Annotated in this window: 9 protein-coding genes; 2 read left to right on the forward strand and 7 right to left on the reverse strand. The window is 58.9% G+C overall.

The features are described from left to right. Positions 1-22: 22 nt before the first annotated feature. From A3EC_RS0102695 to A3EC_RS0102705, 3 genes are read right to left on the reverse strand one after another with little or no spacing between them, the layout of a single operon-like run. Positions 23-1156: an Mrp/NBP35 family ATP-binding protein gene (locus A3EC_RS0102695; RefSeq protein ID WP_018023626.1), complete on the reverse strand. Its 1134-nt coding sequence runs from the start codon at positions 1154-1156 to the stop codon at positions 23-25. 24 nt (positions 1157-1180) lie between these two features. After that, positions 1181-1783: a DUF1003 domain-containing protein gene (locus tag A3EC_RS0102700; protein WP_018023627.1), complete on the reverse strand. Its 603-nt coding sequence runs from the start codon at positions 1781-1783 to the stop codon at positions 1181-1183. After that, complete coding sequence (locus A3EC_RS0102705) at positions 1776-3065, reverse strand: magnesium transporter MgtE N-terminal domain-containing protein (protein ID WP_026162127.1); 1290 nt, start codon at positions 3063-3065, stop codon at positions 1776-1778. Before A3EC_RS0102705 ends, A3EC_RS0102700 begins: the two co-directional genes overlap by 8 nt. Before the next feature lie 41 nt (positions 3066-3106). Between A3EC_RS0102705 and A3EC_RS0102710 the strand changes: the two genes are divergently transcribed. Beyond that, positions 3107-3619, forward strand: coding sequence for a YflT domain-containing protein (locus tag A3EC_RS0102710; RefSeq protein ID WP_026162128.1), 513 nt, complete (start codon positions 3107-3109; stop codon positions 3617-3619). On the opposite strand, the gene corA is transcribed toward A3EC_RS0102710, so the two are convergent. Beyond that, positions 3616-4746 (reverse strand): magnesium/cobalt transporter CorA, encoded by a 1131-nt coding sequence (corA, locus tag A3EC_RS0102715; protein ID WP_245532921.1) that lies wholly within the window; start codon positions 4744-4746, stop codon positions 3616-3618. The two genes, A3EC_RS0102710 and corA, sit on opposite strands and share 4 nt — an antisense overlap. A 192-nt stretch (positions 4747-4938) precedes the next feature. Between corA and A3EC_RS0102720 the strand changes: the two genes are divergently transcribed. Further along, on the forward strand, positions 4939-5649 hold the full coding sequence (locus A3EC_RS0102720; protein ID WP_018023631.1) for a hypothetical protein: 711 nt from the start codon (positions 4939-4941) through the stop codon (positions 5647-5649). A 139-nt stretch (positions 5650-5788) separates the two neighbouring features. Here the strand turns inward: A3EC_RS0102720 and A3EC_RS0102725 are convergent, their stop codons facing one another. The 3 genes from A3EC_RS0102725 to A3EC_RS0102735 all read right to left on the reverse strand — a co-directional run bounded on the left by A3EC_RS0102725 (position 5789) and on the right by A3EC_RS0102735 (position 14269). Next, the gene (locus A3EC_RS0102725) at positions 5789-9526 is read right to left on the reverse strand and encodes a multifunctional oxoglutarate decarboxylase/oxoglutarate dehydrogenase thiamine pyrophosphate-binding subunit/dihydrolipoyllysine-residue succinyltransferase subunit (RefSeq protein WP_018023632.1); all 3738 of its coding nucleotides are present in this window, start codon (positions 9524-9526) and stop codon (positions 5789-5791) included. Between the two features lie 100 nt (positions 9527-9626). After that, a complete protein-coding gene (locus A3EC_RS0102730) occupies positions 9627-13436 on the reverse strand; it encodes an ABC transporter ATP-binding protein (protein ID WP_018023633.1) in 3810 nt (1269 codons plus the stop codon). 23 nt (positions 13437-13459) lie between these two features. Further along, positions 13460-14269 carry a hypothetical protein gene (locus A3EC_RS0102735; protein WP_018023634.1) on the reverse strand — a complete coding sequence of 270 codons (810 nt, stop codon included), beginning with the start codon at positions 14267-14269 and terminating at the stop codon, positions 13460-13462. Positions 14270-14327 lie beyond the last annotated feature (58 nt).

The raw sequence follows: 14327 nt of genomic DNA on the forward strand, positions 1-14327 counted from the left end.
AAAAACGTATTCTCCGGAGAAACTATTTCGGTGTGACGCCGAGACCCAGCGTGCGGCCCTTGAGCGACTCGCGGCGCACCACCAGCTTGTCGGCGATACCGCGGATAGCCTGCGCGGCAGGGGACTGCGGATCGGCAATCACCACAGGGGAGCCTTCATCGCCGCCCTCACGCAGCTTTGTGTCCAGTGGCACTTGGCCCAGCAATGGCACATTCGCACCGGTGATTTGGGTCAGGCGGGCAGAAACGACCTCGCCGCCACCGGTACCGAAGACATCCATCTTGGTGCCATCCGGCAGCTCCAACCAGCTCATATTCTCAATGACACCGGCAATGCGCTGATGCGTCTGCTGCGAAATGGAACCAGAACGCTCAGCAACCTCAGCTGCGGCCTGCTGCGGAGTGGTCACCACAATCAGTTCCGCGCCCGGCACCAACTGCGCCACCGACAGGGCAATATCGCCAGTACCTGGCGGCAGGTCCAGCAGCAGCACATCCAGCTGACCCCAGTACACATCCGCCAAGAACTGCGAAATCGCGCGGTGCAGCATCGGGCCACGCCATACAACTGGGTCATTACCGGAGACGAAATGACCAATCGAAATCATCGCCACACCATGCTTGCGAGGCGGCATAATCATGTCATCGACCTGGTATGGCGAAGAATCATTGCCCATCATGCCCGGCACCGAGTGGCCATAAATATCGGCGTCGACAATGCCTACGTTCAAGCCGCGTTCGGCCAGTGCGCACGCCAAGTTCACCGTCATCGACGACTTACCAACGCCACCTTTGCCCGAAGAAATCGCAAACACTCGGGTGGTGGATTCCGGCTGCGCGAATGGAATAACCGGTTCGGTGGCGTTGCCGCGCACCGCCATCCGGAATTCACGACGCTGCTCGTCATTCATCACATCGGTGGTCACCGTGACCTCGCCGACACCATCAAGTGCGGACACCACCTCTTTGGCAGAATCAACAATCTGATTCTTCATCGGGCAGGCCGCGATGGTCAGGTAAATCTCCACCGCAACATCGTTATTGTCCGCGATAGAAATGGATTTGACCATTCCTACCTCGGTAATTGGTCGCTGGACGTCGGGGTCCTTCACCTGCGCTAGGGCAGTGCGGACCGCAGATTCAGTGATAGTAGCCATGATTTCTCAATCGTAGCCGGTTACTTAAGAGTCTTTTTCATTGCCGTCAAAACCAGCATCAAAACTACCGTCAAAACTATCGGCCTGGTCGCGCACCGGGGTGTCAATATCGTCGGCAGAGCGCGCCACGCGGGCGGCCTGGTCATCCAACTTATTCTCAATCCGGTCGAGCAGCCCGCGCAGATCCTCCAACTCGTGGCGCAAATAGTCACGCGAGACGGTCTCACCGACGGTAATACGCACCGATGCCAACTCTCGGGCCAAAAACTCGGTATCAGCTTTGGTCTCCGCGGCGCGGCGCCGGTCTTCATTAATCTGAGCGCGGTCGCGGTCCTCCTGACGGTTCTGCGCCAGCAGAATCAGCGGCGCGGCGTAGGCAGCCTGCGTGGAAAACGCCAAGTTCAGCAGGATGAACGGGTAGGGGTCCCAGTTCCACCACATGCCGCCGATATTCAGCAGAATCCAGACGATGACGATGATGGTCTGATACGCCAAATATTTACCGGTGCCCAGGAACCGTGCGACTGATTCAGCGATTTCACCGACACGGTCACCATCAAAGTCAATGCGCTTTTTATTGGATGTCGCAATCGGCACATCAAGGTTGGAGCTACGCAGCTCAGCCATTGTTTACCTCCGGGCGCAGACCACCCTCGCGCCAATCCTCCGGCAGAATGTGGTCCAACAAGTCATCAACACACACCGCGCCAAGCAGATGATTCTTGTCATCCACCACGGCGCCGGTCACCAAGTTATACGTTGCAAAGTACCGGGCAGCCGTCTCATCGGAATCCCACGGATACAGCGGCGGCAAATCCGGATCGAGGATGCCACCGATCTGTGTCGACGGCATTTCCCGCAGCAACTTCTGCATATGCACACAGCCCAGATACTTACCGGTCGGCACTGCCGTCGGTGGCCGCACCACAAACACCATGGAGGACAACGTAATCGGCAAATCCGGGTTCCGGGCGTGAGCAAGCGCCTCCGCTACCGTGGCACTAGGCTGCAAAATAATCGCCTCTGGGGTCATCAGACCACCGACGGTATCCGGTTGGAAGGTCATCAGGTGGCGCAGCGCCTTCTGATCCTCCGGTTCCATCATTTCCAGCAGCACATCCGCGCGGTGCTCATCGAGCTCCGAGAGCACGTCCGCCGCATCGTCCGGGTCCATTTCGCCCAGCACGTCAGCGGCGCGTTCAAGTGCCAACTCTCGGATGATGTCCGCTTGGTGGTCATCCGGCAGCTCTTGGAGCACGTCGGCCAACAAATCGTCATGAAGCGACAATGCGACTTGGCGCAACCTGGCAGGTGGCAATTTATGCAGCCGCTGCGCAATGTCGGCCGGGCGCATGCCATCAAAGCTGGCAATCAGCGCAGCATCGGAACCCAGGGGAGCGCCAGCACTGGTTTCCAAACCTTCGACGTATTCCCATGGCACTTCAACAACGGGGCGTTTGCGGCCAAGGCTGAACCCAGTGCGAACTGGACGCACCGCAATACGAGTGAGCATCCAGTCCCGGTTCCGGTTGCGTTCCAGCGCAATGTCAATGACTTCCTGCGGCTGGCCATGCAGATGCTCAAAATCCGGGTCAAGAACCTGCACTCGGCTGCCCACCAGCTCCGCTAAAACACACGTTTCGCCTGGGCGCGCCCGGAACTGCCGCATCGACACTGAACCCGTATTGAGCAGCACTTCATTCGGCTCCACCGACGCAATACGCAGCATCGGCATAAAAATGCGGCGTTTGTCAGTCATCTGGATGATGAGGCCGAGCGCCCGCGAATTCGTGCCATCAGGACGCAGCGCCACCACCACATCGCGGATCCGGCCGATGGGGTCACCATCTGGGTCGCGCACCATCATGCCGCTGAGGCGGCCTGCATATACCCGGGGTGTGGAGTTCATACATCCCACCTTAAACGTTGACCATGGCTAGCATTAAAGTCATGACTAAGCCAGAACCGACGCGGCGCAGTGCCGACATGCCAAAAGCCCCTGAAGGCTGGCCGGTCGGAAGTTTCACCGACTACGCCGACGCCCAACGCGCCGTTGACTACCTCGCTGACCGCGCGGACTTCCCCGTGGAAGACGTCACCATCGTTGGGGTGAACTTGATGCAGGTGGAAAAGGTCGTCGGCAGACTGACCTGGGGCCGTGTGCTGTGGGGCGGGGCATTCTCCGGCGCCTACATTGGCCTGTTCCTCGGCCTGATTATGAGCCTCTTCGTTTCCGAAAACTGGTGGGTACCCATTGTCGTATCCGTCGTAGGCGGCGTGGTATTCGGCGTAATTGCCGCGGCCGTAGGCTATGCCGCGTCTGGCGGCGCGCGGGACTTCGCGTCCACCACCCAGATCGTTGCTGCGCGTTATGACGTTTTGTGCCAGCCGAAAAGCGCAGAGCGCGCCCGGGATTTGATTTCCGAGTTGACGAAACAACCGCGCCGGGCAGATCGAGCTTAAAGCCAGTCGTTCTTCCGGAAGAACCACACCAAAATGCCGATGACACCCAGCATGACACCCAGCACCCCGAAGTAACCGTACTTCCAGGTCAGCTCCGGCATATTCTCAAAGTTCATGCCGTAAATACCGGCAATTGCCGTCGGGATAGCCAAAATCGCGGCGTAGGCCGAAATGGTACGCATGTCGGTGTTCTGCTGCATGGAAATTTTCGCAGCAGCCGCAGTAATCAGCGACGTCAAGCGCTCATCGAAACTACCGACCTTATCGGCGGCCAACAGCTGGTGGTCCAACACGTCGCGGAAATAAGACCGCACGGTTTTCGGCACTAGGTCTTTATTTGTGCTTATTAACGTTTTCAGCGCCGTACTTAACGGATCAATGGCATGGCGCATTTCGATAATTTCCCGCTTGAGCATGTACACATTCTCAATTTGAATGCTCTGCCCTGGCGCGAAAATGGCGTTCTCCATCTCATCGACGTCATCTTCGAGATGGGCACCAATAGCCAAGTATTCGTCCACAATGACGTCCGTCATGGCCCACAGCACGCCCGATGGGCCGAGGGCGAGCAGCTCTTTGCGGCCAAACATATGTTCAGCCAACTTGTCCAGTGCGTGAAGCTTGCCGTGGCGAATAGTGATGATGAAATCCTTCGCCAGCAGAATCTGCAGTTCTTCGGTCTGGATAATCTCATTGATATCCATGACGCTGCCGTGTGCCTGGTACACGACGGGACGAATAACGAAGAAGACTTTCTCATCTTCGAATCGTTCCAACTTCGGCCGCTGATGCGCCGTCACCATGTCTTCCACCGTCAACTGGTGAATATCAAAAGCCCGGGCAACATCTTCCATCTGATACCCATCAGGCGAGCTCATATCCAGCCAGACGAAAGCATCAGGAACTTTGGGTGGGGCGGTTTCATCGACAACATGGTCGGCGTTGCGTTCCCGAACCTCTTGCAGCGCGGAACGGAAATTGTGCGGGCCTGGGACTCGCTCACCTTGGTCAAATACGACGCAGTGCAATACTGCGCGCTCCGTGGGCACTCGCAATCGGGTCTGCGGAGTTGGCGACACAACGCTTTTGCCGTGAGAGCTATTCGACCTAAACAAGCGATTCGACACCCAAACTCCCTTTCCGTTGTCCAGTCCTTTGTGCGGCCTAGCTACTGCGGTAGCCTATGACGCGTGACCGGCACTAAAAAATCTCACTCCACAGGGGCGCGAGCGAGCTTCCTCCGTAAAATTCTACCCGGGGTAGCAGTAAGTGCGATCGTCGTCGGCTCGTTAAGCGCCTGTGCCTCAAATGAACCCGCCATGCCGGTGCCCGCGGATGCGACGGAAACCATTCGAATTGCCGCGCAAATGGATGATGAATCCCAGCTTTTGGCGCACATTTTTGCCCGGGGATTTGAACGGTTCGGCCGCGACGCAGAAATTATCCCCGGCGGAAACCACAACGACCCGTTTGGGCCACTGGGCACGCGGGAAGCGAATTTCACCTTCACTTGTACTGGCTTGCGCCTAGAACAAACGGTGCCGGAAAAAGCTGCGGAGTTTGAGCAGCGGGCAGCCGCTGACCCAGAAATTGAATCCAAGCTGGAAGATCAGCCAAAAACCGGTAGTGCAGAAGCTTTGGAAACAGACAATGCTGCCCAACAAAACGGTGACGCTGGACAAGCAGGCGGATCGGGCAATGAGGCACCGGCGCCAGTAGTGGGCGGAATTGAGTTCTACGAAGAGGTCTACGGCGCTTTCCTGGGCACCATCCCGGGCGAGTTCGCTGGGGGCCCGCGCGGTATGGCCCAAGGCTGCGAGAAGCCTGCAGATAAGAACATTCCTTACGACATCGTTGCGTTGTATGCCAAGCCAGCGGTCAGCCAATACCTCGAGCGCTACTTGCTTGGCCCGATTGCTGGTTGGCTGTCGCAGGAAGAGCTCGACAACATGCTCAAAGAGATGGAAGAAGGCGCGGACCCATCGGTACTAGCCGCGCTATTCCTCGACGAATTCCAGATCCACCCGTAGGCGAGTGAGCCGAAGGTATCCGTCAAAAAGCCTGTATAGCCCGGTAATAAATACAAGAAAACCGGTTGTCCTGCTCCACTAAAGGAACAAGACAACCGGTTTCGGTGTCCCTAGGGCCGGCTAGGGGCCGCGCCGCGGACTAGTCAGCGAACGCTGCTTCCAGCAGAGCCTTCTCCTGCAGGGCGTGGACCTTCGCCACACCGGTTGCAGTGGAGGACTGCGCTGGGCGGGAAACGCGAGTCAGCTTAGGCAGGGATGGAATCATCTCTGGGAGCTGAACCGCCAGGAATGGCCATGGGCCCTGGTTAGCAGGCTCATCCTGAACCCAACGGAAGCTCTCCGCGTTCTCGAACAGGTCGAATGCCTGCTTGATGCGGTTGTAAGGCAGTGGGTGCAGCATCTCCAGGCGGACGATAGCGACATCATCGCGGCCATCCTTCTGGCGCTTCTTCTCCAGCTCGTAGTAAATCTTGCCGGAGCACAGCAGCACCGTCTTGACCTCAGACGGGGTGCCGGAGATGTTGCCGTAGATGTCGACGTACCGAGGGTCGTTGATGACCGAACGGAACTTCTCCATCTTGGTGAATTCCTCAACCGGGGAGACCGCAGCCTTGTTACGCAGCATCGACTTCGGAGTGAAGACAACCAGCGGACGGTGCAGGTCCGACAGTGCGTGACGACGCAGCAGGTGGAAGTGGTTCGCAGGGGTCGATGGCTGAGCCACCGTCATAGAACCTTCCGCGCACAGCTGCAGGAAACGCTCGATACGTGCAGAGGAGTGGTCTGGGCCCTGGCCTTCGTAGCCGTGTGGCAGCAGCAGAATCAGCTTCGAGGTCTGACCCCACTTCGCTTCACCCGACGCAACGTACTGGTCAATGATGGTCTGCGCGCCGTTAGCGAAGTCACCGAACTGTGCTTCCCAAGCAACGACGGAGTCTGGGTTACCGATGGTGTAGCCGTACTCGAAGCCCATGCCAGCAAACTCAGTCAATGCCGAGTTGTAGACCATGAACTTACCGCCGTGCTTCCGGACCAGTTCATCAATTGGGTTGAACTTCTTACCGGTCTTCGGGTCAGTGAGCACCGCGTGGCGCTGGGTGAAGGTACCGCGGCGGACGTCTTCGCCAGCCAAACGGACAACCTTGCCCTGCATACCCAGGGAACCGAAGGCCAGCAGCTCGCCGAAGCCCCAGTCGATGCCGCCCTTGGTGGAAGTTTCCGCACGCTTCTTCGCCACAGGCTTGACGCGAGGGTGAATGTCGAAGCCTTCTGGCACGTCCAGGTAGGACTGGCCGATGGTTGCCAGGGTAGCGGCGTCGACGTTGGTTTCCAGGCCGTGTGGCAGTGGCTGGGAGCTGGTGATGCCGTGCTGGTCTGCTGGGGACTGACCCTTCTCAGCCTGGCGCACCTCGTTGAAGACGGTTTCCATCTGATCGTGGTAGTCACGTGCGACAGCTTCCGCTTCTTCAGCACTCAGGTCACCACGACCAACCAGGTCGGTGGTGTACTGCTCACGGACCGAAGCCTTGCCGTCAATGACCTCGTACATCTTTGGCTGGGTCATCGATGGGTCATCGGCCTCGTTGTGGCCACGGCGGCGGTAGCACACCAGGTCGATGAAGACGTCCTTGCCGAAGGTGTTGCGGTACTCCACAGCCAGCTGACCGACCCACGACACAGCTTCTGGGTCGTCACCGTTGACGTGGAAGACTGGGCAGCCGTAGGCCTTAGCCAGGTCGGTGGAGTAGTAGGAGGAACGACCAGCGTTTGGCGAGGTGGTGAAGCCAATCTGGTTGTTCACGACGATGTGCACGGTACCGCCGACCTTGTAGCCACGCAGGGCCATCAGGTTCAGGGTTTCCTGCACGATGCCCAGGCCGGTGAAGGATGCGTCACCGTGCAGCAGCACTGGCATGACGGAGTAGCCGTCTTCGCCCTTGTCCAGGATGTCCTGCTTAGCGCGGGCAATACCTTCGACCACTGGGTTAACAGCTTCCAGGTGCGATGGGTTAGCGGTCAGGGTGATGTCAATTTCACCGTCGCCGAACATCTGCAGGTGGCGGCCAGTGGAGCCCAGGTGGTACTTCACGTCGCCGGAGCCACCAGCCTGCGCTGGGTCCATGTTGCCTTCGAACTCGGTGAAGATGGTGGAGAAAGGCTTGCCGACGATATTGGCCAGGACGTTCAGGCGGCCACGGTGCGGCATGCCGATGACAACTTCGTCCAGACCGGCACCAGCAGCAGTGTCGATAGCCGAGTCCATCAGTGGAATCAGGGACTCAGCGCCTTCCAGGGAGAAGCGCTTCTGGCCGATGTACTTGGTTTGCAGGAAGTTTTCGAAAGCTTCGGCAGCGTTCAGCTTCTGCAGGATGAGCTTCTGCTCTGCGTGGGTTGGCTTTGGCTGGCCAGCTTCAACGCGGTTTTGAATCCACTCACGCTCATCAGCGTCGAGGATGTGGGTGTATTCAATGCCGACCTTCAGGCAGTAAGCGTTGCGCAGCTTGGTCAGTACTTCACGCAGGGTCATGGTCTCGCGACCATCGAAACCACCGACGTTGAAGGTGCGGTCCAGGTCCCACAGGGACAGGCCGTGGGTGGCGATGTCCAAGTCACGCAGGTCTGGGGTGACCGAGCCCGGCTGGTGGAAACGCAGTGGGTCAATGTCAGCGAGCATGTGGCCGCGGTTACGGTAGGCCTCAATCAGCTGCATGACGCGGGTGGACTTATCGACACCAGAGTTTGGAATGTCCTGTGCCCAACGGGTTGGAGCGTAAGGGATTTCCATGGTCTCGAAGATGTGGTCCCAGAACGCGTCGTCAATGAGCAGGTTGCTCATGGAGCGCAGGAATTCACCAGACACGGCACCCTGAATGATGCGGTGGTCGTAGGTGGAGGTGATGGTAACGAGCTTGCCCACACCCAGTTCTGCCAGGCGGTCATCGGAAGCACCAGCGAATTCAGCTGGGTAATCCATGGAACCGACACCGACGATGGTGCCTTGGCCAACAGTCAAGCGAGGCACCGAGTGGCGGGTACCGATGCCACCTGGGTTGGTCAGGGAGATGGTGACACCCTGGAAGTCCTTCATCGTCAGTTTGCCGTTGCGGGCACGGATGACAATGTCTTCGTAAGCTTCGACGAATTCCTTGAAGGAGAGCTTTTCGCATTCGCGAATCGCCGCAACGACCAGGCTGCGGGAGCCGTCCTTGTTGGTCATGTCAATGGCCAGGCCAAGGTTGATGTTTTCTGGCACAACCAGGGTTGGCTTGCCGTCTTCAACCTTGTAGCTGTTGTTCATGTCCGGGTGGAGCATGACAGCCTTGATCATGGCGTAGCCGATGATGTGAGTAAAGGAAATCTTGCCGCCGCGAGTGCGACGCATCTGTTCGTTGATGAGCGAGCGGTTCTCGAACATCAGGCGTGCTGGCATGTCGCGCACGGAGGTTGCGGTTGGAATCTCCAGGGACGCATCCATGTTCTTGACGATGGCCTTGCCAACGCCGCGGATGGTTTCTTCCTTGCCGCCGGTCCATTCGACCTTGTCAGCGGATTCCATTGGGGAGACCTTAGCGCGCTTTGGCTTTGGTTTTGGCTTCTCCGGCTTCGGGGCCTCACCCTGGATGCCGCGCTTGGCGATTTGGCGGATCTTGGTGGTAGCTGGGGTAGTGGAGGCGGCAGCCGCCTGGGTTTCGGAACCTGGCTTGGTTGCCTCCGGGGTGCCAGCCTCAGCTCCGGCTTCGCTAGCAGCGGTAGGAGTTGGGCCTTCTGCGAAGTACTTGCGCCACTCCTCATCGACCGACTGTGGGTTTTCCTTGTACTGCTGGTACATTTCGTCCACCAGCCAAGCATTCTGGCCGAAATTACTAGCGTTACTCACGGCAGTTACTCGCCTCAATTCTTTGCTAACAATAAATTAATCAGGTAGCCCTGTGACCATCTAGGCTAACCGGTTTTGGTTGAAAATGCCGCATTGGTTGTCACTCAAAACGCGAGTGCGCGGCCCACAGTTGTGCATAGGTGCCCCCAAGGGCAATTAGCTGGTCGTGCGAACCGTCTTCAACGACTTTTCCACCCACAATAACCAGAATACGATCTGCGGCGGCAGCTGTCGCTAACCGGTGAGCCACAATGACGGATGTACGCCCACCAACAAGTCGTTTTGACGCAGAAAGTATGGCACTTTCGGTCGCTGGATCCAAAGTCGCTGTCGCCTCATCGAGCAGCATAATCTTTGGCGCCACCAATTCTGCCCGCGCCAACGCAATAATCTGCCGCTGCCCAGACGACAAACCACCGCCGCGTTCGGACACTCGATGGTGCATACCGCCGGGAATATCAGCGAGCACCGACAGCGCGCCAATCCTCGCCGCAGCCTCAGTGATCTCCGCTTCCGATGCATCTGGTCGGCCATACGCAATATTGGTAGCAATCGTGCCCGTAAACAGATGCGGTTCCTGCGGCACATACCCAAGCTGCGTGCGCCACTGCGCCAAGTCAAAGTCCCGAATATCCCGGCCACCAGCTTGCACACTGCCGGCCACTGGGTCATGGAACCGAGCCAGCAACTTCACAATCGTGGATTTACCTGCACCAGTCGGACCAACCAGCGCCACCGATTCACCAGGGGCCAAGGTGACATTGAGATCGCCCATAATCGTCGGCAAGCCCGGTCCGTAACTAAAATCCACCGCCTCCAACCGCAATGGTCCGGAAGCTGCCGACTCTACCGCCGCGCGTCCGGTATTCGGCACGGACGACTGGGTAGCAAGCAACTCCGAAATTCGGTCAAAACTGACTGTGGCTTGCTGATACGAATCAAACACCTGCGACAATTGTTGAATAGGTCCGAATAACATCCCCAGGTACAAAATGAACGCGATCAGTGTTCCCGGCGTCATCTGCTTATCGACGATAAGACCCGCACCAAGCCCCAAAATAGCCGCTTGCGTGATCTCTGAAATCGCCTGCATACCAGGGAAATACGCGGACGCTGCCGCCTGCGCCTGCAACCGCGCCTGAACATAACGCCGCGACAGTGCCGCAAACTTCGACGCCAATTGCTGTTGCTGGCCATGGAGCTGCGCGGTGCGCAAACCGGAAATCGACTGCTGGAAATCAGCGTTGACCGCACTGATCCGCTCCCGAGACTTCACATACAACCGCGATGACACCCGGCGGAACACCAGCGTCGCCACGATGATGATTGGCAGCGCCAACAACGCCCACGCAGCCAACTGCGGTGCGGTCACCAGCAGCATGATGATGACGCCGATCAGCGTTGCCGCGGCGACCGTTGCCTGCGCTAGTGCCGTCTGGAGGAATGAGCTCAGCGCGTCAATATCAGTGGTCATCCGGGTCATAATTGCGCCGGACAGGTTGCGTTCGAAATAGTCCAACCCAAGGCGCTGCAGATGGGCATAGCTGCGCACCCGCAGGCCGTAGAGCAGACGCTCACCAGTGCGAGCCGTGAAAATGCCATTCCAGCGCAGCGCCAACCATGACGCCGCGACGACCGCAAGACCAGCGGCCCCAGCCTGCCACAATGCCGCAGCCTGGCCAGTGCGCACACCAACATCGATGGCGTGACGAACCAAAGCCGGAAACACCAAATCAAGTGCCGCGGTCAGCAACAGTAAAGCGATGACAGTGGCAATGAGCCACCGAACCCGCGCAAACAATTGCCGCAGCGAAAACTGGTGCTGCGCGGCGATTAATTCCTCCGCAGGCAAGGCCGGAGTTTCCGTCGCCGGTGGTAGCGCATCAACCCGGGCAAGAAGCTCTGGAGTTGGGGCAGCGGCCAGAGCAGCGCTCATCGCAGAGCCGCGCCCCATTCCGCCACCGCCGCCGCCGAAACCACGGCCACCGAAACTGCGGCCGCCACCGCCAGGGCCACGGCCACCAGCAGCCATCAACTCTGGGGCTGGACCATCGCCAGCAGCGTCCTCTGACCAATTCCGCGGCCACAATGCGTCCACAAAACCTGCAGCGTCCTGCTGTTCCCGGTTGGCTTCCGCACCCGACATCAACCCAGCGAAGCGCGACGAATGGGCCGAAACTTCGTGCAGAGGTCCGGATTCCACGGCGGCGCCATGATCGACAATGACGACCTGGTCCGCCGCCTCCACGGTGCTCATCCGGTGGGCAATCAACAGCATGGTGATATCGCCGTAGTGGGTAGCGAGTGCCTCCATCAAGGCGCGTTCTGTGGTGGCGTCAATGGCGGACGTGGCATCATCCAGCACCAAAATACGGGGCCGCGCGACCAGTGCCCGAGCCAGCGCAATGCGTTGGCGCTGCCCACCAGACAAGGTCAGCCCACGTTCACCCACTACAGTGTCGTAGCCATCAGGCAGCTGCGCAATAAAATCAGCGGCTTGGGCATGCTCTGCAGCAGCCCGAACTTCCGTATCCGTCGTACCAGTCCGGCCAGCAGCGATATTGTCCCAAATAGATGCCGAGAATAAGAATGCTTCGTCCGGCGATACCGTGAGCACTGAACGTAATTCATTGGTCGCAACGTCATTAAGCCCAATGCTGCCGGAGGTCGTGGACAGCGCAATGTCACCGCGGTCGGGGCGGTAGAACCCACCTAATAACTGCGTGAGCATTGATTTTCCGGACCCCGGCGGGCCGATGAGGGCGGTGGTGCTGCCGGCGGGGACGGTGAATGTCAGGCCGCGGAGAATATGGTGCGTGCCATCGCTGAAATGCACATCGTTGATGGCGAGACCGAGCGGACCATCGGGGATCGGGCGCGGATGCGCGGGATCGTGGTACGTCGGGTCAGTGTCGATAATGTCGAAGACACGGGAGACGGATGCCGCGCTGAGCTGCAACGTGGAAATGAAACCCGCGAGAATCCGCGACAACTGCGTAATCGCGGTCAGATACGTGGCAAAAGCGACGAATGTACCGATGGTGATGTTACCGCGCAGCGCCAACCAACCGCCGAGCAGCACATTGGCCACCAACGCCGCCTGCGGCAACACCTGCAACAATGGCTGATAGCGGGCATTGAGTTTGGCGACCCGCATCCGCAGCGCGTACAGACTGCGGCTCAGAGCTTCAATCGTGCCGGTTTCCCGCCGTTCCTGCGCAAACGCCTTCACAATCCGGATGCCGGTGACGGTCTCTTCAACATGAGTGGCAACTTCCGCGGCCTGCTGCTGCGCCGACCATGTGGCGGCGAAAAGTGGCTTCTGGGACACCCAAATAATCAGTGCCATCGCTGGGATGGTGAGTACGGAGACCAGCGACAATGCCGGGGACAGGACCAACATGATGGCGAGTGTGCCCAGCAGCCGAATCAGGGAGGTCAACGCCATCGGGGTCATCCCCAGCATGCCTTGCACCGCGCCGAGGTCCGAAATGGCGCGGGAGACGACTTGACCGGTGCGGATCTGGTCTTGCGCCGGGCCATCGAGGCGAAGCAGCGACGCTAAGATGCGCTGGCGCAGGTCATGCTGAACGTTGAGGGAAAGGCGACCCGACAAGAATCGGCGGAGGAATTGCACGGCCCATCGGGTCAGTGCCACAACAATCAGCGCTGTGATGACCACGGTGAGCGCGGGCCACGCTGTGACCAGACGTGCGCTGAGCCCGCCGGAACCTTGCCCGGTGGCTAAGTCGATGGCGTCGCGGGTCAGCAGCGGGAGGACCAGCTCCAACGCGACTGAGGCCAAAGCCGCGGCGATAATGCCGGCGAGGGTGCCTCGGTGTAAACCAATGGCGCCAAGCAGACCGCGCAGTGGACTACGACGCGGGGCCGCTGTGGGGGTGTGCGCCAAATGCGGCCTCCTAACTAGTGGGGCTAATTATTCTCGTTATTTTCACTATTGTCGCTAGGCGCCGACTGCCAATCTGTTGGTAGTGCGCCCAAGCTCAGTCGGGTATTTTCAATCAGTTTGCGGCCAAGCTTCCGGTTCGCGACCGTGCCGACCACCACGCCGATACCCAGCGGCAACAGTTTGCCGATGAGGGCGCCGCGGGTGCGCTTTTTCAGCTCCTTCGTCGCCCGGTTCAGCAGCGCATTAGACACATTCCGCAGGCGAGGTTTCGTAGCTTGCGTCAGTTTCTGTGCCGCAGTGACATTGCGGCGGCCCTTCGGATCGGACACATCACCCAAGGCAGTGTCGACCAGAGCTGTACCAGCCGAACCCAGCAGCGCCACCAGAATCAGGGCGCGGCGAGCGTCGGACAAGTGAATGTCTACCTCGCGAAGGTAAGCGGAGGCCAAGACATAGAACGCGGCGGCTTCCAAGAAGAGGGTGGATTCGCCTGCGACGGCACCAAGACCCAAGAAGAAGCCGACTCCTGGCCACGCAGCGGCAGCGCCGACACCCGCGCCGGAACCTGTGACCAGCCGGATGAGGTGCTTATCAATGAGCTTTTGAATTTCCGCTGGGGATTTGTCCGGATTGTTTTTGCGTAGCCGGTCGACGTAGCCGCGAATCGCAGAGGTTTGGATTTTAGTGGCTTGGTCGAGCACAGCGATCAGTGCTTTTCCTGCCGGTCCGGCGTCAGCCTCTAGGGCACGGACATCGGATCCCATTGCGTCAGTGATGGTGTCGTGGGATGTGTCGGTATGGGCATCTTTGATACGGGTAGAGGACTTTGGCATGGTCGGGCTCCTTCCGTGTATCCAACACTTACAGTAACGCGGCGCACGCCTTTTCTGT

It is taken from the genome of Corynebacterium ulceribovis DSM 45146, from assembly GCF_000372445.1.
Taxonomy (GTDB): Bacteria; Actinomycetota; Actinomycetes; order Mycobacteriales; family Mycobacteriaceae; genus Corynebacterium; species Corynebacterium ulceribovis.